This is a genomic window from Bacillus sp. HNG (genome assembly GCF_003400205.1).
In the GTDB taxonomy this organism is placed as follows: domain Bacteria; phylum Bacillota; class Bacilli; order Bacillales; family Bacillaceae_L; genus Ferdinandcohnia.
Genome location: NZ_QUQV01000005.1, coordinates 126,274 through 149,104, shown reverse-complemented (window position 1 = coordinate 149,104; position 22,831 = coordinate 126,274). Strand labels below are relative to the sequence as shown.

Annotated in this window: 23 protein-coding genes; 22 read left to right on the top strand and 1 reads right to left on the bottom strand. The window is 37.4% G+C overall.

The window, feature by feature from the left end:
- Nucleotides 1-40 precede the first annotated feature (40 nt).
- From DZB84_RS11270 to DZB84_RS11215, 12 genes are all read left to right on the top strand, one after another.
- Entirely contained in the window at nucleotides 41-1,153 is a 1,113-nt protein-coding gene (locus DZB84_RS11270; RefSeq protein WP_116352360.1) for a prephenate dehydrogenase, read from the top strand.
- A 27-nt stretch (nucleotides 1,154-1,180) separates the two neighbouring features.
- Nucleotides 1,181-2,479 (top strand): 3-phosphoshikimate 1-carboxyvinyltransferase, encoded by a 1,299-nt coding sequence (aroA, locus tag DZB84_RS11265; RefSeq protein ID WP_223254426.1) that lies wholly within the window; start codon nucleotides 1,181-1,183, stop codon nucleotides 2,477-2,479.
- Nucleotides 2,480-2,612: 133 nt separating this feature from the next.
- Nucleotides 2,613-3,551: a hypothetical protein gene (locus DZB84_RS11260; RefSeq protein ID WP_116352358.1), complete on the top strand. Its 939-nt coding sequence runs from the start codon at nucleotides 2,613-2,615 to the stop codon at nucleotides 3,549-3,551.
- 20 nt (nucleotides 3,552-3,571) lie between these two features.
- Nucleotides 3,572-4,825, top strand: a complete 1,254-nt coding sequence (locus DZB84_RS11255; protein ID WP_116352357.1) for a tetratricopeptide repeat protein — start codon at nucleotides 3,572-3,574, stop codon at nucleotides 4,823-4,825.
- 263 nt (nucleotides 4,826-5,088) lie between these two features.
- Nucleotides 5,089-5,625 (top strand): ReoY family proteolytic degradation factor, encoded by a 537-nt coding sequence (locus DZB84_RS11250; protein ID WP_116352356.1) that lies wholly within the window; start codon nucleotides 5,089-5,091, stop codon nucleotides 5,623-5,625.
- Between the two features lie 153 nt (nucleotides 5,626-5,778).
- Nucleotides 5,779-6,237, top strand: coding sequence for a YpiF family protein (locus tag DZB84_RS11245; RefSeq protein ID WP_116352543.1), 459 nt, complete (start codon nucleotides 5,779-5,781; stop codon nucleotides 6,235-6,237).
- A 192-nt stretch (nucleotides 6,238-6,429) separates the two neighbouring features.
- Complete coding sequence (locus DZB84_RS11240) at nucleotides 6,430-6,945, top strand: QcrA and Rieske domain-containing protein (protein ID WP_116352355.1); 516 nt, start codon at nucleotides 6,430-6,432, stop codon at nucleotides 6,943-6,945.
- 3 nt (nucleotides 6,946-6,948) lie between these two features.
- Complete coding sequence (qcrB, locus tag DZB84_RS11235; protein ID WP_116352354.1) at nucleotides 6,949-7,623, top strand: menaquinol-cytochrome c reductase cytochrome b subunit; 675 nt, start codon at nucleotides 6,949-6,951, stop codon at nucleotides 7,621-7,623.
- 149 nt (nucleotides 7,624-7,772) lie between these two features.
- Nucleotides 7,773-8,540 carry a menaquinol-cytochrome c reductase cytochrome b/c subunit gene (locus tag DZB84_RS11230; RefSeq protein ID WP_116352353.1) on the top strand — a complete coding sequence of 256 codons (768 nt, stop codon included), beginning with the start codon at nucleotides 7,773-7,775 and terminating at the stop codon, nucleotides 8,538-8,540.
- A gap of 114 nt (nucleotides 8,541-8,654) precedes the next feature.
- The gene (lhaT, locus tag DZB84_RS11225; protein ID WP_116352352.1) at nucleotides 8,655-9,245 is read left to right on the top strand and encodes a lipoprotein heptaprenylglyceryl N-acetyltransferase LhaT; all 591 of its coding nucleotides are present in this window, start codon (nucleotides 8,655-8,657) and stop codon (nucleotides 9,243-9,245) included.
- A gap of 63 nt (nucleotides 9,246-9,308) precedes the next feature.
- Nucleotides 9,309-10,109: a sporulation protein YpjB gene (gene ypjB, locus DZB84_RS11220; RefSeq protein WP_116352351.1), complete on the top strand. Its 801-nt coding sequence runs from the start codon at nucleotides 9,309-9,311 to the stop codon at nucleotides 10,107-10,109.
- Nucleotides 10,110-10,219: 110 nt separating this feature from the next.
- A complete protein-coding gene (locus tag DZB84_RS11215) occupies nucleotides 10,220-10,894 on the top strand; it encodes a zinc metallopeptidase (RefSeq protein WP_116352350.1) in 675 nt (224 codons plus the stop codon).
- 116 nt (nucleotides 10,895-11,010) lie between these two features.
- Here DZB84_RS11215 and DZB84_RS11210 read toward each other — a convergent pair whose 3' ends face one another.
- A complete protein-coding gene (locus tag DZB84_RS11210; protein WP_116352349.1) occupies nucleotides 11,011-11,877 on the bottom strand; it encodes a YitT family protein in 867 nt (288 codons plus the stop codon).
- A gap of 147 nt (nucleotides 11,878-12,024) precedes the next feature.
- Between DZB84_RS11210 and DZB84_RS11205 the strand changes: the two genes are divergently transcribed.
- The 10 genes from DZB84_RS11205 (at nucleotide 12,025) to dinG (ending at nucleotide 22,511) form a co-directional block, all read left to right on the top strand.
- Nucleotides 12,025-12,360, top strand: a complete 336-nt coding sequence (locus tag DZB84_RS11205) for a nucleotide pyrophosphohydrolase (RefSeq protein WP_116352348.1) — start codon at nucleotides 12,025-12,027, stop codon at nucleotides 12,358-12,360.
- A gap of 17 nt (nucleotides 12,361-12,377) precedes the next feature.
- Entirely contained in the window at nucleotides 12,378-13,178 is an 801-nt protein-coding gene (dapB, locus tag DZB84_RS11200; RefSeq protein ID WP_116352347.1) for a 4-hydroxy-tetrahydrodipicolinate reductase, read from the top strand.
- A 14-nt stretch (nucleotides 13,179-13,192) separates the two neighbouring features.
- The gene (gene mgsA, locus DZB84_RS11195) at nucleotides 13,193-13,612 is read left to right on the top strand and encodes a methylglyoxal synthase (RefSeq protein WP_116352346.1); all 420 of its coding nucleotides are present in this window, start codon (nucleotides 13,193-13,195) and stop codon (nucleotides 13,610-13,612) included.
- A 61-nt stretch (nucleotides 13,613-13,673) separates the two neighbouring features.
- Nucleotides 13,674-14,807 (top strand): N-acetyl-alpha-D-glucosaminyl L-malate synthase BshA, encoded by a 1,134-nt coding sequence (bshA, locus tag DZB84_RS11190; RefSeq protein ID WP_116352345.1) that lies wholly within the window; start codon nucleotides 13,674-13,676, stop codon nucleotides 14,805-14,807.
- Nucleotides 14,808-14,822: 15 nt separating this feature from the next.
- Entirely contained in the window at nucleotides 14,823-16,007 is a 1,185-nt protein-coding gene (locus tag DZB84_RS11185) for a CCA tRNA nucleotidyltransferase (protein ID WP_116352344.1), read from the top strand.
- Nucleotides 15,992-16,972: a biotin--[acetyl-CoA-carboxylase] ligase gene (locus DZB84_RS11180; RefSeq protein ID WP_116352343.1), complete on the top strand. Its 981-nt coding sequence runs from the start codon at nucleotides 15,992-15,994 to the stop codon at nucleotides 16,970-16,972. The genes DZB84_RS11185 and DZB84_RS11180 overlap by 16 nt, the downstream gene beginning before the upstream one ends.
- Before the next feature lie 600 nt (nucleotides 16,973-17,572).
- Complete coding sequence (gene panB, locus DZB84_RS11175) at nucleotides 17,573-18,406, top strand: 3-methyl-2-oxobutanoate hydroxymethyltransferase (RefSeq protein ID WP_116352342.1); 834 nt, start codon at nucleotides 17,573-17,575, stop codon at nucleotides 18,404-18,406.
- Nucleotides 18,407-18,408: 2 nt separating this feature from the next.
- The gene (gene panC, locus DZB84_RS11170; RefSeq protein ID WP_116352341.1) at nucleotides 18,409-19,254 is read left to right on the top strand and encodes a pantoate--beta-alanine ligase; all 846 of its coding nucleotides are present in this window, start codon (nucleotides 18,409-18,411) and stop codon (nucleotides 19,252-19,254) included.
- 53 nt (nucleotides 19,255-19,307) lie between these two features.
- The gene (gene panD / locus DZB84_RS11165) at nucleotides 19,308-19,691 is read left to right on the top strand and encodes an aspartate 1-decarboxylase (RefSeq protein ID WP_116352340.1); all 384 of its coding nucleotides are present in this window, start codon (nucleotides 19,308-19,310) and stop codon (nucleotides 19,689-19,691) included.
- A gap of 51 nt (nucleotides 19,692-19,742) precedes the next feature.
- The gene (dinG, locus tag DZB84_RS11160; RefSeq protein ID WP_116352339.1) at nucleotides 19,743-22,511 is read left to right on the top strand and encodes an ATP-dependent DNA helicase DinG; all 2,769 of its coding nucleotides are present in this window, start codon (nucleotides 19,743-19,745) and stop codon (nucleotides 22,509-22,511) included.
- The last annotated feature ends 320 nt before the right edge of the window (nucleotides 22,512-22,831 follow it).

The window sequence follows — 22,831 nt, the reverse complement described above, 5'->3', positions numbered from 1 at the left end:
AACCCCCATTATGTGTTTCTTATACGGTGGTGACGACAAGATGAATAAAAATGTTTTAGTCATTGGACTTGGATTAATTGGGGGTTCAATTGCACTTGCGATAAAAAAGGAACACCCTAACACTACAATATACGGTTTTGACACTAATACCGAAATACCGTTGCTAGCAAAAACGTTAAAAGTGATTGATGCAGTGGTTCTGAAGTTAGAGGATGTACTACATATATGTGATTTTATTTTTATAGCAGTTCCCGTAAAGCAAACAGTAGATATGATTCATGAACTGAGCTCATTTCCACTAAAAAAAGATGTCATTGTGACAGATGTGGGAAGTACAAAACAACAAATTGTTCAAATTGCAGATTCCACTTTTGAAAATCTTGGTGTCACCTTTGTTGGTGGCCATCCGATGGCAGGCTCCCATAAAAGCGGGGTTGTTGCTGCAAAAGAGCATTTATTTGAAAATGCTTTTTATATTTTTACCCCTCATAATGAGAAACCATCAAGTAAATTTGCTGTGGAACAGTTAAAAGTTTTATTAAACGGAACAAAAGCTAATTTTGTCATTATGACACCAGAAGAGCATGATCGTGTTGCTGGGGTTATTAGTCACTTTCCACATATTGTAGCAGCAAGTCTTGTCCATCAAGCGCAAAAATATGATAAGGTAAATGATCTTGTTCGTCCATTAGCAGCGGGAGGTTTTCGAGATATTACTAGAATTGCATCTAGCAATCCATCAATGTGGCGTGATATATTAATTCAAAATCGCAATGTATTGCTAGACCTTTTTGATAAATGGATTGATGAGATGGAGAAAATCCGAAATTTCGTGGCAAATGGTAAAGCTGATTATATTTATGATTATTTTATGGATGCCAAAAATTTTCGTGATGGACTTCCTACACGTACAAAAGGTGCAATCCCTTCCTTTTATGATTTATATGTTGATATTCCGGACTATCCAGGTATCGTTTCTGAGATTACGGGACTTCTTGCGCAGGAAAGGATAAGCATTACAAATATTAGAATTATTGAGACGAGAGAGGAAATCTATGGAGTGCTAAGAATTAGCTTCCAAAGTGATGAGGATCGTCAGAAGGCTAAAATATGTATTGAAAGCAAGACTAGTTATGATACATATAATGGTTAATGGAAAATGTTTTCTAGGGGTGGTATTTTGGATTTACTAAAACTACGTACAAATATTACTGGTTTAAATGGTTCAATTGGTATTCCCGGTGATAAGTCAATTTCCCATCGTTCAATTATGCTTGGAGCCATTGCACAAGGTAGAACGGTTGTGGATAACTTTTTACTAGGGGATGACTGTCTAAGTACGATTAGCTGCTTTGAAAAGTTAGGTGTTAAGATTACACTGGATCATAATCATGTTGAGATAGAAGGAGCAGGCTTCGATGGGCTACGTGAGCCAGTTGAGGTTCTGGATACTGGTAACTCAGGAACGACGACTAGATTAATGGTTGGTCTTCTTTCCGGTGTGCCGATTCATACCTGCATGATCGGTGATGAGTCGATTGCCAAAAGACCAATGAAACGTGTGACTGAGCCACTCCGTCAAATGGGGGCTAAAATAGACGGTAGAGAAGACGGCAATTTTACCCCGTTAGCGATTCGTGGTGGTTCCATAGAGGGGATAGACTATACTTCTCCTGTAGCAAGTGCACAAGTAAAATCCTCAATTCTATTAGCAGGTTTGAACGCTGTAGGGACAACATCCGTAACGGAGCCTCATAAATCGAGAGACCATACTGAACGCATGCTACGTGCTTTCGGATGTGAGGTTGAAGAAGATGGCCTTACTGTAAAATTAAAAGGTGGTCAAAAGCTAACAGGGACAAATATTGAAGTACCTGGAGATATTTCCTCTGCCGCTTTTTTCCTAGTTGCAGGAGCAATTGTACCAAACAGTCGAATTACGTTAAAAAATGTAGGAATGAATCCAACGCGAACAGGAATTATTGATGTTTTAGTTAAAATGGGAGCTCGTCTTGAGATTGGTAACGAGAGAATCAAGAATAATGAACCTATTGCTGACTTAACCATTCAGACTTCCGAGTTAACAGGGATTGAAATCGGTGGAGACATTATTCCTCGTTTGATTGACGAAATTCCAGTTATCGCTCTATTAGCTAGCCAAGCGCAAGGAAAAACAGTTATCAAAGATGCAGCGGAATTAAAAGTGAAAGAAACAAATCGTATTGATACGGTTGTCGGAGAGCTTTCTAAACTAGGTGCGGTGATTGAACCAACTGACGATGGAATGATTATTTATGGTGATAAAAAACAATTGACTGGTGGCGAGGTACACAGTCATGGTGATCACAGAATTGGAATGATGCTTGCTATTGCTGCATGTATTGCAAATGATGAAGTGTCTCTATCTGATTCAGAATCCATCTCTGTATCATACCCAAGTTTTTTTGAACATCTAAATGGATTAATTGTAGAAAACTAATGCATAGTGCCCCATGGAATTAAAATTCCATGGGTTTTTACATATTTGTAGGAATAAATAACATACATCCTCCGGCTTTCGCATAGCTTGTCTTAAGAAGATTAGTAAACCTAAATGCGAAAGGAGAGGTTTGATGCCATATATATTAGAAAAAGCGAATGTTCTTAAGAATAATAAGGTCATCACATGTTCAATGCTTATAAAAAACCACCGCGTTGATTATATGAAAGAAAACCTCAAAAGACTTTCATTTATGAAAACGAACTTATCTCAATATTTATTAACACCTGGTCATGTCATGATAAACTACTCCTTTACAAAAGAATATTCGTTTCAATCATTTAAGAAAGAAATGACTGAAAACTATTTGCGTAAAGGTTGTACAACCTTACTTGTGATAAGTGACGTAAAGAATGAGCATGAAATAGCGCGTTCACTTACTAACACAAAACATTTTCTATTAAATAGTCCTATTGACTATTATTTAGGTGTCCGTATTCCACTTGATAGCCTTACACCATCTTTCCTCGTGGCATGTAGACGAAAAAAAATCCCGGTTATCATCGTTACGATTGATAAAGTCGATGATTTATATAATGTGCCATGGGGCTGGATTAGGGAATCCTATCATTCTTATCGAATTCCAATTATCCCAGAGTGGAAGATAAAGGAGAAGACCGTTTTTAATAGTAATCGAAAAGAATTGATTTGGAAAGAAATCACCGACGATAATCGAATCCCAACAATTCCTTTCTGCCCAAGCGAGGATGTACCATTGTCCATAGACTTTTTAAAAAAGAGTGGGATCTACCCAGATAAAGGTGATATTCGCGTTGGTGGGGATCTTGATTACAATTTGTATGAGCATGATTCTATAAGCTATTCAGTTGATGAAAAGCCAACTCTCGATTATCATAATCTTATACCAACTATCACCATGCACAAGGGGAATTTTACAAAAGTAGGCACCAAGGTATACTTTCGTTCCGGATTTGGTAATGAATGTAAGGTGAAAAAACCTGGGTATTTTGTATCTTCCTATGATCATGAAGTATTGGTGAATGAGAGATAGATATGAGGAGTTAATCATTTATGCATAAATTAGATAACGCCATTCAGCTAGTTGAAGATGGAAATGTAGAAGAAGGACTTAAGGCCTTAAAACATCTACGAGAGTACTCAAATGATGATGAGAAATACACAATTGCTGAACATTACTTTAAGTGGGGCTTTGTCGAGGATGCGAAAGAAATCGTTGAAGAATTGATATCACGATATCCTGACGAAGGCGAATTATTTGTTTTTTTAGCAGAAATTCTGATTGACCTTGACATGGAAGAAAAAGCAATTGAGATTTTAGAGCAAATTACAGAGGATGACCCCGTATACTTAGAATCCCTTGTTTTACAAGCGGATTTATTCCAAATGCAGGGGTTATTTGAGGTTAGTGAACAAAAGCTTCTGTTAGCGAAGGAAAAGTCCGATGATGAAACAATCATTGACTTTGCTTTAGCTGAATTGTATTCAAGTCATGGCGAATACAACAAAAGTATTCCATACTATGAGAAAGTTTTACAGAATGGTGACGAAATAGCTGGTGTAAATGTTAACGCTCGAATTGCTGAGAGTTATAGTACAACAGGAAAATTTGAAGAAGCACTACCGTATTATGAGGATGCCATCAAAAAACAAGAAGATAGCAATACATTGTTTGGATTTGGTGTTACCGCTTATCAAGCGAAATATTATAAAAAAGCCATTGAAATTCTAGAACGACTAAAGGAGCTTGACCCGGACTATTCTTCTCTTTATTTATACCTGGCAAAGGCATATGAAGAAGAAGCTAACTTTACGGAAAGCTTCAAGGTCTTATTAGAAGGACTTGAGGTGGAATCTTTAAATAAGGAGCTTACTTTCTACGCTGGTAAAATATCTATGTTGCTAGGTGATAAGGAGAATACTGAAAAGTACCTTCGCGCAGCTGTAGGAATTGACCCAGGTTATGTGGAAGCAACCTTACAGCTTTCAAAGTTTTTATTGCGTGAGGAAAGATTTGAGGATGTCGTGGAATGTCTAGAATCTGTCATGAGCTATGGTGAGTATGATGAACAATTTGAGTGGGATCTCGGATTTGCAAAAAATAAATTAGAAAAATATTCGGATGCATTAAACCATTACCGTCATGCATATACTTCTTTTAAAGAAACTCCAGAGTTTTTAGAAGAGTTTGGCTATTTCTTATTGGAGGACGGAAAAAGACAAGAGGCAGTCGAAGTTTTTAAGGAACTCTTAAAGCTTGACCCAATGAAGTATGAAATCGAGGCATTAATTTCTGAACTTGAGTAAGCTAAAGTTTTCACGGTTAAGAAGTGAGTGATAGAAAGGATGTTGAAAAGGACCAAGAAGTTCGAGGCGGCGCAGTTTTGAGTAGCGGAACGTATGTAGTGAATACGTGAGTAACGGAGAAACAAGCCAACGAAGAAATTCGAAGTGTCATTTTTAACCGACTTTTTAACATCTTTGAGAAGGAATTTTTAATGTGATTGTTGAAGTATATCAGTATATTATCATTAGTACTACTCAATACTAGCAGAGGAGGGAAGCGTGCGATGACTACCCCTGTATCTGTCAACGAGAAAAAAGACTTCATACGCTGGTTTCTAAATAATTATCAGCTAAAACGAAGAGAGTGTGTTTGGATTCTAAACTATTTAATGAGTCATGACCAACTCATGAAAAATGTCCACTTTGTTGAGCAGGCTCAATACTGCCCTCGAGGTATTATTATGTCGACGCATTGTGTTGATGATGTACCATTCCGTTTTTATAAGGAAAATGTCATGACAACAGATGCTGAAAAATCATTTCATGATATTCGCCTTAACAGGGAAGAAGAAATTTATATTCAACTTAATTTCAGATCCTCCTTCCATTCTCCAAATTATGTGGCTGTGCTTGAAGAGAATCCATATATGCCAAAGCATCTTCAGGTGAATGAGCAAGACAAAGAACTCGCGAAAAAATTTCTTGAGCAGTCCATCCATATGTTTCAAAAAGAACATTTGTTAAAGCGAATTGATGAGGCGCTTGACAGACAGGATGAAACAGAGTTTAAAAGGCTGACTGAAAAGCTTAAACAATTATAAAACAGAAAAGCATATATTAGAAGGGGCTGACGACGTGTCAGTCTTTTTTATTTATCCTAAATATGGTATGGTATTTTGGGAGTTTGGCTTAAAAATCGTAATAAAGAAATGAAAATGATTTTTGTACAGCAAATGGGAAAGGGAGCAGACAAAATGAAATGGATAACGAAGGATATGGATGTTTATTTACAAGCAAAAGAATATGTTGATACAGCAGTGATTCCATTGATACCAGTATCTCTTGAAGGAAATTTAAAAAATACGGTTTCTATGGGTGAGTTCATTACCATTCTTTCAAATGAAGTGGAGCGACAATTTAAAGGAAGAATTATACTGTTTCCGGCCTTTACGTATTCAAACGGTGAAGTGCTTGATATAGCGACAAACCGCTTAAATCAATGGACAAGTGATTTGATTAGCGGTGGTATGAAACATACCATATTTATTACATCTGATAGTAGCTGGAAGCAAGTAGAAGCAGATTTAAATGGTTCACTTATTTGGCTGCCAACTTTGCCACTTGAATATGTCGAAGAAAAATACAAGCAAACCATGCTTCAGGATCAAATGAAACAGCTTGTTACACTATTTACGAACATCTGGCAAAGGTAATCGTCAACGTTATGTGACTATAACAATAAAAAATTCCTGACTTTTCCTAAGAAAGTCACATAGTTGCCATTGTTTCGGCAAATCCTATTATTGACCTGTACCAAATATTGATATATCATGAGAATGTCCTAGTTTTTAATGTGTACAATTATGTCCGGAGTGGACTTAGCTTAGCATAGAGGGGGGAAAACAATGAGCGAGAATAAACAACGGGTTTCAAGACGTCAATTTCTAAACTATACTCTAACAGGTGTAGGTGGTTTCATGGCAGCTGGGATGTTAATGCCTATGGTCCGCTTTGCAATTGACCCATTACTTCAACCAGAAGCTGAACATGACATGGTACAAGTAGTGAGTGTTGATAAGATTACGAAAGATCCTCAAAAATTTGATTTCAAAATTAATCAAGTTGATGGATGGTATGAATCAGAAGTTCCAAATTCAGCGTGGGTTTATAAAAATGATAAAGGCGACATCATCGCATTATCACCAGTATGTAAACACCTTGGCTGTGCTGTTTCTTGGGCTGAGGATCCAGCTAACCCGAATCGTTTCTTCTGTCCTTGTCACTATGGATTATATGAGAAGGATGGCATGAACGTACCTGGTACACCACCAATGGGCCCATTAGATGTATATGAAAGTCAAGTAAAAGATGGTTATTTATATTTAGGAAAAACAAAACCAAACCCTGTAGGAGGAGCGTAATCAATGTTAAATAAGATTTTTGATTGGGTTGACGAACGACTTGATATTACTCCTCTCTGGGCAGATATTGCAGACCATGAGGTTCCTGAGCATGTAAACCCAGCGCATCACTTTAGCGCATTTGTATACTGCTTTGGAGGACTTACATTTTTTATCGTCGTCATCCAAGTACTATCTGGTATGTTCTTAACAATGTACTATGTTCCAGATATCATCAATGCATGGAATTCTGTTTATTATTTACAAAACGAAGTAGCGTTTGGACAAATTGTTCGCGGAATGCATCACTGGGGAGCGAGTCTGGTTATCGTTATGATGTTCTTACATACCCTACGTGTATTTTTCCAAGGTGCTTATAAGAAGCCTCGTGAGCTAAACTGGATTGTTGGAGTTTTAATTTTCTTTGTTATGCTGGCTCTTGGTTTAACAGGTTACTTATTACCTTGGGATATGAAAGCGTTATTCGCAACAAAAGTTACAATTCAAATTGTGGAATCAGTTCCACTTATAGGGCCTTACTTAAAGACCTTAATTGCAGGACACCCTGAAATTATTGGTGCTCAAACTTTAACCCGTTTCTTTGCGATTCATGTATTCTTCTTACCAGCAGCATTATTCGGTTTACTAGCTGCTCACTTTATCATGATTCGCCGTCAAGGTATTTCTGGTCCGCTGTAGGATACAAGACTTTGCCTTCTAGTTTGAAGTGTAAAGGATTAATATCTAAGCGATTGATTTACTTGAACTATGGGTATGTTCGAAAATCTAAAAATGAATTGAACAATCTCTTTTGAATGAAAATTCTCTAAAAAGGAGGGGGACCGATTATGCATCGTGGAAAAGGAATGAAATTTGTTGGGGACTCACGTGTTCCTGTAAGTAATAAAAAACATATTCCTAAGGATTACTCCGAGTATCCAGGAAAAACAGAAGCATTCTGGCCAAACTTCCTATTAAAAGAATGGTTAGTTGGTTCTGTTTTCTTAGTCGCGTTTTTATGTTTAACAGCAGCACATCCATCACCACTTGAAAAAGTCGCTGACCCTACTGCTGCAGGATATATTCCACTACCAGACTGGTATTTCTTATTCATGTATCAATTGATTAAGTACACATATGCATCTGGTGATTTCAACGTTATTGGTACGCTTGTGATTCCTGGACTTGCATTTGGAGCGCTTTTACTTGCACCGTTCCTAGATCGTGGTCCTGAACGTAGACCATCAAAGCGTCCAGTTGCTACAGGTATGATGCTTTTAGCGTTTGCCTCAGTTGCATACTTAACATGGGAATCTGCATCTCAAGTAGACTGGGAAGCGAGAGCTGAATCTGCGAAAATAGTAGCAGAGGCAGAAATTGATAAGGAATCAGAAGGATACTTATTATATCAAGAAAAAGGTTGTATCGGATGTCACGGTGGTGACCTAGAAGGTGGACCTGCAGGAAAAGCGTTAGTTGATAACGGATTATCTCCTGAAGAAGTTGCCAACATTGCGAAAAATGGTCAAGGGGCTATGCCTCCAGGAATGTTCGAAGGTACTGACGAAGAATTACAGAAGCTCGCTGAATTTATTTCAAGTGTAACTTCTAAGTAAACAAACACAAAAGCTGACTTTTAAAGGTCAGCTTTTTTTATACATTTTTTCTTGACAAGGTAACCGCTTTTAAGAGAATCTTGAGGTAAGAAAATAGGAGAGTTGGTACATAGGATGAAGTGGATTACTTATTTAATGGGACAACGCTGGGTGCTCTGGATTCTATTACTTATAAACATTCCAGGGACCATCTATGGATATATTTGGTATGAGAGTCAACTAAACATTACGCCGTCAAAATTTTTTATCTTTGTTCCCGACAGCCCAACGGCAAGCTTGTTTTTTTGTTTTGTGTTAGTCGCATTTTTGCTAAGAAGGAATTGGCCGCTTATTGAGGCGTTAGCAATTGTCACCCTTTTTAAGTATGGGATTTGGGCAGTGGTGATGAATATTCTTACCTATTTTGTCGATGGTCTGGATATTTACGGGTATATGCTGATTTTTTCTCACCTTGGGATGGCAATTCAGGGACTATTATATGCTCCTTATTATCGCATAAAGCCGATTCATTTGGTGATTGCAGCTGTCTGGACCTTACATAATGATGTAATTGATTATGTTTTCTTCATGATGCCAAGATATAGTGTATTGGATCAATATATTCCCCAGATTGGCTATTTTACATTTTGGTTAAGTATGGTTTCTATCTTAATTACTTATTTACTTTGTATAAAAAAAGATCGTTATCAGTTAGAACTTCAATAAATAATTGGTCTACTCTTGTCCAATCTATCATACATTTTAATAGATGTTTGAGGAGGGACAAGTATGAAAATTTCTAGAATTATATGCATTATTTGTTTTATAGTTATGATTCATCCTATATCCATAAACGCTACCTCCACTGAAGAAAACTGGGATAAGCTTGATCAAATTTCCGATCAAGCCCTACAAATGGTGAAGCAGGAAAGATACAAGGATGCTAAGCAATTGTTAACACATTTTTCAAATGAATTCCTTCGCATGAATCAGCGGGATCAATCCTTTTCAATGGATGAACTTCGGATTATTACCTTAACTCATGAATCAGCCTTTGAAGCAGTTACTTCTAGTTCACTTAGCATGGAAGAAAGAGTCAATCGTGTTACCCAATTTCGTTTAGTGGTGGATGCGATGAGGTCTGAGTATCAGCCGATGTGGACAGAATTGGAAGATTCAATAATGACGACGTTTGGGGAAATGAAGGAAACGATTGAAGAAGGCGATAAGGAAACATTTAATCAATTGTTGACTATCTTTCTATCAAAATATAATATGATTCATCCGAGTATTACTGTGGATATCACACCTCAAGACGTTCAGAAAATAGAATCACATATTGCTTTCTTAGATGCATACCGTAACGAAGACTTGAAAACCGCTACTAGAATACAACAGCTTGAGCAAATGGAGTTAGATCTAAAAAATATGTTCGACCGTATGACGGAGGATGACGCTGATCCGTCTCTAATTTGGGTGATGATATCAACAGGTGGCGCCATTATTCTTACATTAATCTATGTAGGCTGGAGAAAATATAAAGGCGATAAGCAAAAGCGCCAAAAACAGAGAGATTACGAAGACCGCTGACAGTGGGGCATATCCCACTGTTTACTTTTAGAGATTTTGTAAGCAAGTCAATTGACAATGAGGGAGTCTCTAATTAAAATTAAATTATACTATAATTTGGAGGAACAAAAATGATTCTAGTTTATTTCGCTTTGATCATTATCATTCCGATATATGCACAAATTAAAGTGAAGAGTGCATATAAGAAGTATTCACAAATTCCTTCGTCATCAGGTATGACAGGTGCAGAAGTAGCAAGAAGAATACTCGATCAAAATGGATTATATGATGTGAGAATTGAAGAAACACCTGGTTTGCTTTCAGACCATTATGACCCAAGATCAAAAGTTGTGCGACTATCAACTAATAATTATTATGGAAATTCAATCGCTGGTGCAGCAGTTGCGGCCCATGAAGTTGGTCATGCGATTCAAGATCAACAAGATTATGCATTTCTTCGTTTCCGCCATGCACTCGTACCGGTTGCGAACATTGGTTCAAACTTTTCATGGATTTTAATCATTGCTGGTATTATTTTTACAATGTCGAACTTAATTCTAGTAGGAATTATCTTTATGGCAGCAGCTGTGTTATTCCAACTTGTTACATTACCAGTTGAATTTAATGCATCATCAAGAGCAATGAACGAAATCGTTTCTGCAGGTGTCATTCGAAACGATGAAGAACGTGAAACAAAGAAAGTGCTAAACGCAGCAGCCCTTACCTATGTTGCGGCAGCAGCAGTAGCAGTGTTAGAACTTTTGAGATTGATCCTTATATATACAGGTATGACTCGAGAAGAATAAACAACGAAAGCCGGTTAATCAATGTGGATAACCGGCTTTTTTCATGTTAGCTACAAAGGCGTGTGCATCTATTGGGTTTCAAACGAATGAGTTAAAACACGTATACACACGTAAAATCACCGCTCAATCGGCTTTTTATTCTCATCTAACGTAAACCCTTCTCCAAGGACATCATGAACATCACTAACAGAGACAAAAGCATGTGGGTCGACGGAGATAATTACTTGCTTTAAACGACCGATTTCACTTCTTCCGACAACACAATATAAAATATGCTTCTCCTGTTTCGTATACGAACCCATCCCCTTCAAGATAGTCACCCCTCGATCCATCTCATGTAATATCTTTTCAGCAATCTCATCATTCTTCTCTGAAATAATCATTGCGCCTCTAGCGGCATAGGCACCTTCCTGCATGAAATCGATCACTCGTGCCCCAATAAAAACAGCAAGCAAGGTGTACATAGCCTCACGATAAGAAAGATAGAAAATAAGGGAAACCGTTATAACCACCGCATCAAATAAGAACATCGTCCGCCCCATTGGCCAGCCAACATATTTTCGAACAAGCCTTGCAATGATATCAACACCACCAGTTGTACCGCCATATCGAAAAATAATTCCTAGACCAACTCCGATAAACACACCGGCAAATAACGCTGCCAGCATTAGGTCACCATCAAGTGGAATATCAAATTGATAACGTTGAAAGAACCATAAAAATATTGAAACACTTAGAGTACCGATAAGTGTATAATAAAATGCAATACGACCAAGGAGCTTCCACCCTAGAAAAAATAGTGGAACATTTAAGATCAGATTCGAATAGGACGGATCAAATTTAAATAAAAAATAAAGCAAAAGTGTAATTCCTGTAAAACCGCCCTCTGCTAGATTATTTTGCATATTAAAATGCACAATCCCAAACGAGAAAATGGCGGAACCCAACAAAATGAAAATAATATTCTTTATGGAAAACTTCAAAATTAAATACCCCCGAAATAGTAATAATTGCCACTTTATTATAAAGTATGGGTGAAAAACAAACAAATCATGTCGTATAAAAGAATTATTTGTCAAAAAGCTATATTTTAAGCTAACATAAGAATAGAAAAGATAGAGGTGATAGTAATGGCAGATAAAACGATGAAACAGCTGCAACAAGAGGTAGATGCATACATAGGCCAATTCAAAGAAGGCTATTTTAGTCCGCTTGCATTACTAGCTAGATTGACTGAGGAACTTGGAGAACTTGCGAGAGAGGTTAATCACTACTATGGCGAAAAGCCTAAAAAAGATACGGAAACAGAAAAAAGCATGGCTGAAGAAACAGGTGACTTGTTATTTGTTCTGATTTGTCTTGCAAATTCCTTGAACATTGACCTTGAAGACGCACATAATACTGTTATGAACAAATTTAATACAAGAGATAAGGATAGATGGACACGGATTGACACGAATAAATAAGGGGGATTACATACATCATGGATACTATAAAAATCGTAATTGCAGGACCGAGGGGGAGAATGGGGAAAGAAGCGGTTGCCCTTGTCCAGGAAACAGAAAATTTTTCTCTAGTAGGGGTCATCGATCGAAAAAACAATGGCCAATCACTAAGTGATGTAGAAGGCTTTTCGAATGTAAATGCGCCGATCTTTACGGATATTATAGAGTGCTTCTCAGAAACAAAACCAGACGTCTTAATTGATTTAACTACACCTGAAACGGGTAAGTACCACACTGAGGTAGCTATTGAACACGGGGTTCGCCCTGTAGTAGGCACGACAGGTTTTACGAAAGAAGAATTAGATAGACTGTCAAAAATGGCGGAGGAACGTAAGGTAGGCGCCATTATCGCACCTAATTTTGCTGTCGGTGCTGTACTAATGATGAAGTTTTCGCAAATGGCTGCCAAGTACTTTCAAGACGTGGAAATTATTGAGCTTCACCATGACCAAAAGCTTGATGCACCTTCTGGAACAGCTGTTAAAACAGCCGAATTATTGACAACAGTTAGAGAATCAAAACAACAAGGTCATCCTAATGAAAAAGAAACAATCCAAGGAGCACGTGGTGCTGAGTACGATGGAATTCGCATACATAGCGTACGCTTACCGGGACTTGTTGCACATCAAGAAGTAATGTTTGGTGGTAATGGACAAATGCTATCCATACGCCATGATTCATTCAACCGTGCATCCTTCATGTCAGGTGTCAAATTATCAGTAGACACTGTAATGAATCTTGACGTTTTAGTGTATGGATTAGAAAATATCATCGAATAAGGGGATACATAACTATGAAAATTGCTCTAATTGCTCACGATAAAAAGAAAAATGATCTAGTACAGTTTTCAACAGCTTATACATCTATTTTAGAACAACATGAATTATTCGCTACAGGAACAACAGGCTTACGCATATCTGAAGCTACTGGACTGCAAATTCATCGTTTTCAATCAGGACCACTAGGCGGTGACCAAGAAATTGGGGCGATGATTGCAAATAATCAAATGGACATGGTGATCTTTTTTAGAGATCCTCTAACCGCACAGCCACACGAGCCAGATGTATCTGCATTAATTAGACTATGTGATGTGTATGCTGTTCCATTAGCAACAAATATGGGAACGGCAGAGGTACTGATTCATGGACTTGAAAAAGGATTTTTTTCATGGCGTGAAATCATCCGTGAAAGACAAGAGGGAGCTAATCAATAAGCGCTCGAATCTTTAACATGAATCAGTATTTGTAATTAATGTAGAAGTGGGAGAATCTTCAATGAAACTTAAAATCGGGATCACCTGTTACCCTTCAGTCGGTGGATCAGGTATCGTTGCAACAGAGCTAGGGAAGTTGCTTGCAGAGAAAGGACATGAAATCCACTTTATTTCTTCAAGTCTTCCATTCCGTTTAAACAAAATTTATACAAATATTTACTTTCATGAGGTAGAAGTGAATCAATATTCGGTATTTAAATACCCGCCTTATGATTTAGCATTAGCAAGTAAAATGGCAGAGGTTACAAAAAGGGAGAAGCTGGATCTATTACATGTTCATTATGCGATCCCACATGCAGCATGCGCTTATTTAGCAAAGCAAATGGTGGGTGGGGATGTTAAGATAGTGACCACCCTTCACGGTACAGATATTACCGTTCTCGGGTACGATCCGTCTTTAACCGAACTTATTCGGTTTGGAATCGAACAATCCGATGCAGTGACAGCAGTTTCAAAATCGCTTGTCGAACAAACCTACGAATTAATTGAACCAAAAAAAGAGATTAAAACGATTTATAATTTTGTAGACGAGAAAATTTACTACAAAAGAAATGTGAATGATTTACGAAAACAGTATGGGATACAAGAAGATGAAAAAGTGATTATCCATGTATCCAATTTCCGAAAGGTAAAACGCGTTCCTGACGTTGTTCAAGCATTTAACTTGATTCAAAAAGAAGTGAAATCCAAGCTATTATTAGTGGGCGATGGACCTGAATTAACTACTGTTTGCAAGTTAATTAATAAGTTTGGGCTAACTGATAAAGTACTTCTTTTGGGAAAACAAGAAAACCTCCCCGAACTTTATTCAATTAGTGACTTAAAGCTTTTATTATCTGAAAAAGAGAGCTTTGGACTTGTTTTAATTGAAGCAATGGCTTGTGGGGTTCCAACTATTGGGACAAACACTGGAGGTATTCCAGAGGTTATTGATGAAGGTAAAGATGGCTATATTTGTGAAGTCGGGGATATTGAAGACATCGTAAACAAATCAATCGCATTATTAAAGGATCCTGACTTACATAGTAAAATGTCTAATCAGGCAATCCGCTCTGTTCAAGAAAAGTTTAATTCCGAGCGAATTGTGAATGATTATGAGGATTTATATTATTCTATCCTTGAGGATAAACGTTGAGAGGGGCTCTCGATGATGGATGAACCTTTTATAAAAGCAAAAGAAATTCTTACAACTTTACATAATAACGGCTATGAGGCTTATTTTGTTGGTGGTTCAGTCCGTGATTATCTTTTACATCGACCCATTGGTGATATCGATATCGCAACTTCTGCACGACCAGAACAAATTATGGCTATATTTCCAAAAACTATTGATGTTGGTGCGGTTCACGGAACAGTAATTGTGTTACATAAGGGTGAACAATATGAAGTGACGACATTCCGAACAGAGGAGGGGTATGAAGACTACCGGAGACCTTCTCATGTTGAATTTGTCACTTCCCTTCACGAGGACTTAAAAAGAAGAGATTTTACGATGAACGCAATGGCGATGACGAATGATGGTAACATTATTGATCCTTTCGGAGGAAAGAAAGCAATTGAAGAGAAACGAATTCAAACTGTCGGTGACCCCAACGAAAGGTTTTTTGAAGATGCACTTAGGATGATGAGGGCTGTTCGATTTTCAAGCCAATTGTCCTTTTTATTATGTAAGGAAACGGAGTCAGCCATCAAGGAAAATGCAGGATTATTAAAAAAGATTTCAGTTGAGCGGATTTCAATAGAATTTGAAAAATTACTAAATGGCCCGAGTTGCCAAGAATCAATTCCGCTTTTAGTAAACACCAATTTATATCAATATATACCTGGTTTTGCGGATCGAATTCAAAGTTTAGAACGTTTTTCCTACTATAAATGGAATCATCTTCAAGAGAGAGCTGAATATTGGACACTTGCTTGTTATTTATTGAACATAGACGATAGTAAGGCATTTTTACGACAATGGAAATTACCAAATAAAATCATTGAACAGGTTGTAAAAAATAGAGTTTTTCTTGAAAAAGTCATTCAAACTGGCTGGAATAAACGTCTACTATACGATTGTGGAGCAGAATGTATCCAACAGATAGAACGTATTTTAGAAGTTTTAAGGATTCATCAAGACGTGTCACCGTTTCAGGAATTTAATAAATTACCCATTAAACAACGTTCCGATCTAGCTATTACAGGTGAAGATCTTTTACTCTGGTACAAACAAAAGCCAGGGAAATGGATAGCGGACCTATATGAATTAGTTGAAAATGGAATTCTTGAATACAAAGTTGAAAATAACAAGGAAAAGATAAAGGAGTGGCTTCTATCGTGCAATCAGAAATAAGAAAGAAATTGTTAGAAGTCTTCTCTAGTGCCAACGGGGAGTTTATATCTGGACAAAAATTAAGCGAGCAACTTGGGTGTTCGCGGACAGCCGTATGGAAACATATTGAAGATTTACGTAATGAAGGATACGAATTAGAGGCCGTTCGAAAGCTGGGGTATCGTATTATAACGAAGCCAGATAAAATTAGTGGTAATGAAATACAGCTAGGCCTTGAAACTAAAAGTTTAGGGAGAAACATTCATTTTGAGGAATCGGTAACCTCTACCCAGCAAATTGCCCATAAATTAGCGTATGAAGGTGCTGTCGAAGGTACACTTGTTGTGGCAGAAGAACAGACAACTGGACGTGGCAGATTAGATCGCGCATGGTATTCCCCTAAACATACTGGAGTCTGGATGAGTATGATTTTAAGACCACAAATCCCGCCATCACAAGCTCCACAATTAACTTTATTAGCTGCGGTTGGTGTCGTCCAAGCAATCCAAGAAGTGACAGGCTTAGAGCCAGACATTAAATGGCCTAATGATATTTTAATTCATCAAAAAAAAATTGTGGGAATTTTAACGGAGCTCCAAGCTGAAACTGATCGAATTAATTCAGTCATTATTGGGATTGGCATCAATGTGAATCAAGAATTGAGTCAATTTCCTGAGAATCTTCATACCATTGCGAGTTCACTTGCAATTGAAAAAGGCGATAAAATTGACCGTGCCGAATTAATTCAGGTGATTTTATTAAAAATTGAAAAGCTTTACAATGAGTATTTACAGCATGGCTTTAAGGTCGTTAAACTTTTATGGGAAAGCTATGCAACAAGTATAGGAAAGCAGATCATTGCTAGAACTATTTCTGGCTCGATTGAAGGAAAAGCAATTGGCATCAATGAGGAAGGAGTATTACTCCTCGAGGATGCAGAAGGGAAGGTTCATCATATCTATTCCGCAGATATTGAACTTCCTTAAAAAGGTTGTTCAAAAAGTCAGGTAAAAATGACACATCGAATTTCTTCGTTGGCTTGCTTTTGCGTTCCTTGGAAAAGAAAATCGCTTTTCCTGCGTGCGAGAAAATCTGCTCACGTATTAAAAGCATACGTTCCTCTACTCAAAGCAGCGCCGCCTCGAACTTTCGACTTACAGGAAGTGCTAGTGCCGGCGACGCCACAGGACGTGGCGTTATTAGCCGGCGTGGTCTTTTTTAACCTCCTTTTTGAACACGTATTTAAAAATAAAGTGTAGAAAAGAATGAGAATCTTTTATATAATTCAAAGTGATGGGTGGTATCCTTTATGGAACTACACCGAGCTTTAATTTTTACCAATGCAATTCACAATTGTATTCTGCCTTGATCCGTTGGACTGGGACAGAGGGATGAAATTTACCGAACTTATTCATGTTCAATCCTTCTTTCTCTATTTGAAAGAAGGATTTTTTACTATATTTACGCAAAAAACTACCACGAATCGGTCTTTTCATCTCCTCTTTTAGGAAACTCAAGGGATACTTGAGCAAGGCGACTTTAATGAAGGGTTGTTTACTTCTAAAAGCCAAAAGGAGGAAAAAATGATGAAACAAACAACGGAATTTTTGAAAATGAAACAAAGGAAAGAGCCAATCGTCATGTTGACAGCCTATGATTATCCATCTGCTAAGCTTGCAGAAGAAGCCGGTGTGGATATGATCCTTGTCGGTGATTCATTAGGGATGGTTGTATTAGGCTATGATTCTACTATACCAGTAACAGTAGATGATATGATTCATCATACTAAGGCCGTAAAACGTGGGGCAAAGAATACATTTATTGTAACGGATATGCCATTTATGTCTTATCATGTTTCGCGTTCTGAAACGTTGAAAAATGCAGCACGGATTATTCAAGAATCTGGAGCCCATGCTGTTAAAGTTGAGGGAGCAAAGGACGTCATTTATACCATTTCGTCTTTAACAGAAGCAGGAATTCCTGTCGTCGCACATCTTGGTTTAACACCACAGGCAGTAGGAGTATTAGGTGGTTATAAGGTGCAAGGAAAAGATGCAGAAAGCGCAAGACAGTTAATTGAGGATGCAAAAAAAGTCGAGGAAGCAGGAGCAATTGCTTTAGTATTAGAATGCGTGCCGAAACAATTAGGTGAAGAAGTGACAAACAACGTTTCAATTCCTACAATTGGTATTGGTGCTGGTAACCAAACGGATGGTCAAGTTCTAGTATTTCATGATGTGATTTCATATGGGGTTGATCGTGTTCCAAAGTTTGTAAAACAATATGCCTCAGTGAATGAGCCAATTTTACAAGGACTCTCAAATTATGTGGATGAGGTAAAAGCACGTTCTTTCCCAGAAGAAAAAAACACGTACACAATGAAAGAAGAAGAACTTGCTAATCTTTACGGGGGAAAATAAACATGAAAGTCATCACATCGATCCAGGAAATGCAGCAATATATGAAATCATTAAAGCAAGAGGGAAAAACAATCGGATTCGTACCAACAATGGGGTATCTTCATGAAGGACATTTAACCTTAATAAATAAGGCGAGAAGTGAAAATGATGTACTAGCTGTGAGTATTTTTGTGAATCCACTTCAATTCGGTCCAAACGAGGATTTCGATTCCTATCCTCGTGATTTTGAAAAAGATTGTAAATTAGCAGAGAACAATGGTGTGGATGTTCTTTTTCATCCAAGTACTGAAGAAATGTATCCAATAAAGATGTCTCTTACCGCGGTCGTCCATTCAAGAATTAATGTATTATGCGGAAGGAAGCGTAATGGCCATTTTGATGGAGTTGCCACAGTTCTTGTCAAATTATTTAATATCGTACAGCCAGACCGAGCCTATTTTGGTTTAAAAGACGCTCAGCAGGTCGCCGTTGTTGATGGATTGCTCATAGATTTCAATTTTCCAATAACTCTTGTACCAGTGGAAATTGTTCGTGAAGAGGATGGACTTGCGAAAAGCTCTCGTAATATTAATTTAACTGCACAAGAGAGGTTAGAAGCACCAAGACTATATGAAAGCCTTCAAATCGCAAAACGAGAGATAGATAAGGGAGAACGAAATCCAAAAGTGATTGAGGAATTAATAAAAAAACATATTTCAGCACATACATCAGGGGTTATCGATTATGTTGAAATGTATCGTTATCCGGAGCTTGATGAGGTTATTGAGCTAAAGGGAAAAATTATTATTGCACTAGCTGTCAAGTTTACAAAAGCAAGACTTATTGATAATATTACTTTTGATGTATAGAAACTGTTAATACACTTTTTATTGGAAATCCTAAAGATTCAAGGGGGAGCATCATGTTCCGTACAATGATGAACGCAAAAATACACAGAGCACGTGTTACAGAAGCAAACTTAAACTATGTAGGTAGTATTACGATAGATGAAGATATATTAGATGCAGTCGGAATGGTCGCTAATGAAAAAGTTCAAATTGTAAATAATAATAATGGGGCTCGACTTGAAACATATATTATTCCTGGTGAAAGAGGAAGCGGTGTATTTTGTTTAAACGGTGCTGCCGCTCGTCTTGTACAAGAGGGGGATGTCATAATTGTCATCTCATATGCAATTGTACCTGAGGAAAAAATAGAAAATCATAGGCCAAGAGTAGCGATTATGAACGAAAACAACCAAATTAAAGAACTAATCTTTGAAGAACCAGCTGCAACTGTTCTATAAACGGTATACACGCCCCCAATTTGGGGGCGTTTGTGTTAGGAGGTGGCACCAATGAAAAAACGCTTTGTCGTAGTAGACCTAGAAACAACCGGGAACTCTCCAAAAAAAGGCGATAAAATCATACAGTTTGCAGCGGTCGTGATTGAAGATGGAGAAATCGTTGAAAGATTTGCAACCTTCGTCAATCCGAAACAGGACATACCTGTTTTTATTGAACAATTTACGGGTATTTCTAATGAAGTGGTTGCCAATGCACCTGATTTTTCAATCGTTGCACCTGAAATTATTTCAATGTTTCAGGATTCCTATTTTGTAGCTCATAATGTCCCTTTTGATTATTCGTTTCTGCAGGAAGAATTAGCACAGTGTGGGTTTGAAAATTTTCATTGTCTTACCATCGATACGGTTGAACTATCTAGAGTAATGCTACCTTTAGCAGATAGCTACAAACTGGGTCAACTTGCTGAGTCTTTATCATTAACCCATGAAAATCCTCATCAAGCCGATAGTGATGCTGAAGTAACAGCTGAAATTCTTTTGAAAATTTTACATAAGATCGAACGACTACCGCTTGTAACGATTCAAAAGCTATATTCACTGTCAAGCTTTTTCAAAAGTGATATTCGTGAAATTTTAAGTGAGATTCTAGATGAAAAGTCAAAATATGTTGAAAAGAATACGAAATTTGATATCTATCGTGGACTTGCACTTCATAAAATCACCAAACAAAAAGAAAAACGAAAACAAAAAAGCTATACATATACTGAGATATTTCACTCAGTGATTCACGACTTTCCGTTTCGTCAAGGTCAGCTAGAAATGGTACAGACGATACACCATGCAATGGAAACAAACCAGCATGCTATGATTGAAGCGGGTACAGGGATAGGTAAATCCATCGCATATTTACTGCCAGCGATTTATATCTCTAAAATGAAGGGTCGCTGCCTGATAAGTACGAATACTCTACAGCTACAGCATCAGCTTTTAGAAAAAGATATTGTCAAATTGCGTGACATCCTCTCATTTGACTTTGATGCTGCGCTTTTAAAAGGAAGAGGGAATTACCTCTCTTTAAGAAAATTTGAACAAATTCTTTATGAGAACACAGATAATTATGATGAAGTGTTAACAAAAGCACAAATTTTAGTATGGTTAACAGAAACAAAAACAGGGGATATTGACGAAATTAATTTACCGTCAGGTGGCAAGCTATTATGGGAACGAGTGAAATGTACAGTTGAACATCCTGGATTGGAAGATCCCATTTGGGAATCAAGGTGTTTTTATCAAAAAGCAAAGAAAGCGGCTGAAAAAGCGGATATCGTGATTACAAATCACGCATTACTCTTACAGGATTTAGACAATCATTTTGAAATTCTTCCACAGTACGAGTATTTAATACTAGATGAAGCCCATCATTTCGAAGCTTTGGCAAAACGACAGCTTGGCTATCATGTTCATTATTTATCGATCCATTCCGTCCTCATGAGAATTGGACTGCTGGAGACAAATGACTTGCTTGCAAAGACATCGAAGCTTATGGAAAAAAACGGATTTGAAATAGACTCTTTTTTACGAGTGAATCAACTCATTAAGGATATAAAAGCAGCAGCTAATGATTTTTTTCGAATGATACGCAGTCATGTTTTAATGAAACAGCAAGAAGAAAGAGAAAAGAATCGAATTCAATATATTCTTCATCCTATACATGAATATGGTGAATATTGGCGGGAAGCAATTGAGCAACTAACAAAGCTCAACATATTTAAAAAAGAGCTTGTAAATAAAGTCAACTATCAAAAACAGCAGATAATTCAAAATAAGTCCTTATTTACTCCATTACAAATTGGGTTATTTAATGATTATTTATTAACGATCGACTTATTAATGGAAAAGTGCTCGATAATTGAAAATATTATGAGCGTCAATCAGCAACAGCTAAGATGGATTGAAATCGATCCAAAAGGTCCTGTCAACTCGGCAGCTATTCTAGTAGAACCGACAGACATCTCAGAATTTTTAGCTGATCAATTTTTTACTTTTAAGAAAAGTGTTGTCATGACATCAGCAACGTTAACGGTGGATGATTCATTTGCCTACATGATTGAAAAACTTGGGTTAGCTGATTTTCAACCTATTACGTTATCGATACCATCACCATTTGATTTTGAGCGTCAAGCAGCACTAATGGTACCAACAGATATACCACTAATCAATTCTGTTTCTCAGGATGAGTTTGTTGATTCGATTTCAGATCAAATTGCTAAAATAGCGAATAAAACAAATGGTCGCATGCTTGTGTTGTTTACATCTTATGAAATGTTGCAAAAGACATATATGAATTTAAAAAATAGAGTACTGCTTGAACAGTTTGTATTAATTGCTCAAAGTATAAGTGGCGGCAGTCGGGCAAAATTAACAAAAAATTTTCAAGCCTTTGATAAGGCGATTCTTCTTGGAACGAGTAGTTTCTGGGAAGGTGTGGATATTCCTGGAGAGGATTTGAGTGCGCTCGTTATCGTAAGGCTTCCGTTTGCACCGCCAAATGATCCGATGTACACTGCACGTGCCAGGGAGATTGAAGAAAAGGGTGGAGACACCTTTAGAGAGCTCTCGCTACCGGATGCTATCATCCGTTTTAAACAAGGCGTTGGTAGGCTAATTCGGTCCGAAAACGATAAAGGGGTAATTTTTATTCTGGATCGCCGGATTGTCTCAACAAAGTATGGAAAAAAATTTCTCACATCTGTACCAAAGATGAAATTTTTCCACAAATCACTTAATGAGCTTTTAAAGGATGTTGAGGATTGGCTATAGGTATTAAAAAGACCTGTCATATGACAGGTTAAGGCATGGGATTAGGAGTTAATTTTTTATTGAAAACAAATGTGCCTTGGCGTATTTGCGCCCGATTTTTTAGGCCCACACGAGGTGGGGTCACAAAGACGTTGCCACAGGAAGTGGCGTTCTTAGTCTTTGATCTTATGCTCGAATTTCCTTTGAAAAATTCAGGCATCCGCCGGAGGCTGTTTTTTTCAGTCGGGATATATCCCGAACTGAAAAAAACTATATTGTGAATGGTAATACACCTGTTATAATGATGTAAGGCAATAAAACGTAGACAACTTCAACTGTAA

Bases quoted from the DNA above. Each gene is read 5' to 3' on its own strand.
- DZB84_RS11270 (WP_116352360.1), top strand. From the start codon at position 41: ATGAATAAAAATGTTTTAGTCATTGGACTTGGATTAATTGGGGGTTCA.
- DZB84_RS11260 (WP_116352358.1), top strand. From the start codon at position 2,613: ATGCCATATATATTAGAAAAAGCGAATGTTCTTAAGAATAATAAGGTC.
- DZB84_RS11255 (WP_116352357.1), top strand. From the start codon at position 3,572: ATGCATAAATTAGATAACGCCATTCAGCTAGTTGAAGATGGAAATGTA.
- DZB84_RS11250 (WP_116352356.1), top strand. From the start codon at position 5,089: ATGACTACCCCTGTATCTGTCAACGAGAAAAAAGACTTCATACGCTGG.
- DZB84_RS11245 (WP_116352543.1), top strand. From the start codon at position 5,779: ATGAAATGGATAACGAAGGATATGGATGTTTATTTACAAGCAAAAGAA.
- DZB84_RS11240 (WP_116352355.1), top strand. From the start codon at position 6,430: ATGAGCGAGAATAAACAACGGGTTTCAAGACGTCAATTTCTAAACTAT.
- qcrB (WP_116352354.1), top strand. From the start codon at position 6,949: ATGTTAAATAAGATTTTTGATTGGGTTGACGAACGACTTGATATTACT.
- DZB84_RS11230 (WP_116352353.1), top strand. From the start codon at position 7,773: ATGCATCGTGGAAAAGGAATGAAATTTGTTGGGGACTCACGTGTTCCT.
- lhaT (WP_116352352.1), top strand. From the start codon at position 8,655: ATGAAGTGGATTACTTATTTAATGGGACAACGCTGGGTGCTCTGGATT.
- ypjB (WP_116352351.1), top strand. From the start codon at position 9,309: ATGAAAATTTCTAGAATTATATGCATTATTTGTTTTATAGTTATGATT.
- DZB84_RS11215 (WP_116352350.1), top strand. From the start codon at position 10,220: ATGATTCTAGTTTATTTCGCTTTGATCATTATCATTCCGATATATGCA.
- DZB84_RS11205 (WP_116352348.1), top strand. From the start codon at position 12,025: ATGGCAGATAAAACGATGAAACAGCTGCAACAAGAGGTAGATGCATAC.
- dapB (WP_116352347.1), top strand. From the start codon at position 12,378: ATGGATACTATAAAAATCGTAATTGCAGGACCGAGGGGGAGAATGGGG.
- mgsA (WP_116352346.1), top strand. From the start codon at position 13,193: ATGAAAATTGCTCTAATTGCTCACGATAAAAAGAAAAATGATCTAGTA.
- bshA (WP_116352345.1), top strand. From the start codon at position 13,674: ATGAAACTTAAAATCGGGATCACCTGTTACCCTTCAGTCGGTGGATCA.
- DZB84_RS11185 (WP_116352344.1), top strand. From the start codon at position 14,823: ATGGATGAACCTTTTATAAAAGCAAAAGAAATTCTTACAACTTTACAT.
- panB (WP_116352342.1), top strand. From the start codon at position 17,573: ATGAAACAAACAACGGAATTTTTGAAAATGAAACAAAGGAAAGAGCCA.
- panC (WP_116352341.1), top strand. From the start codon at position 18,409: ATGAAAGTCATCACATCGATCCAGGAAATGCAGCAATATATGAAATCA.
- panD (WP_116352340.1), top strand. From the start codon at position 19,308: ATGTTCCGTACAATGATGAACGCAAAAATACACAGAGCACGTGTTACA.
- dinG (WP_116352339.1), top strand. From the start codon at position 19,743: ATGAAAAAACGCTTTGTCGTAGTAGACCTAGAAACAACCGGGAACTCT.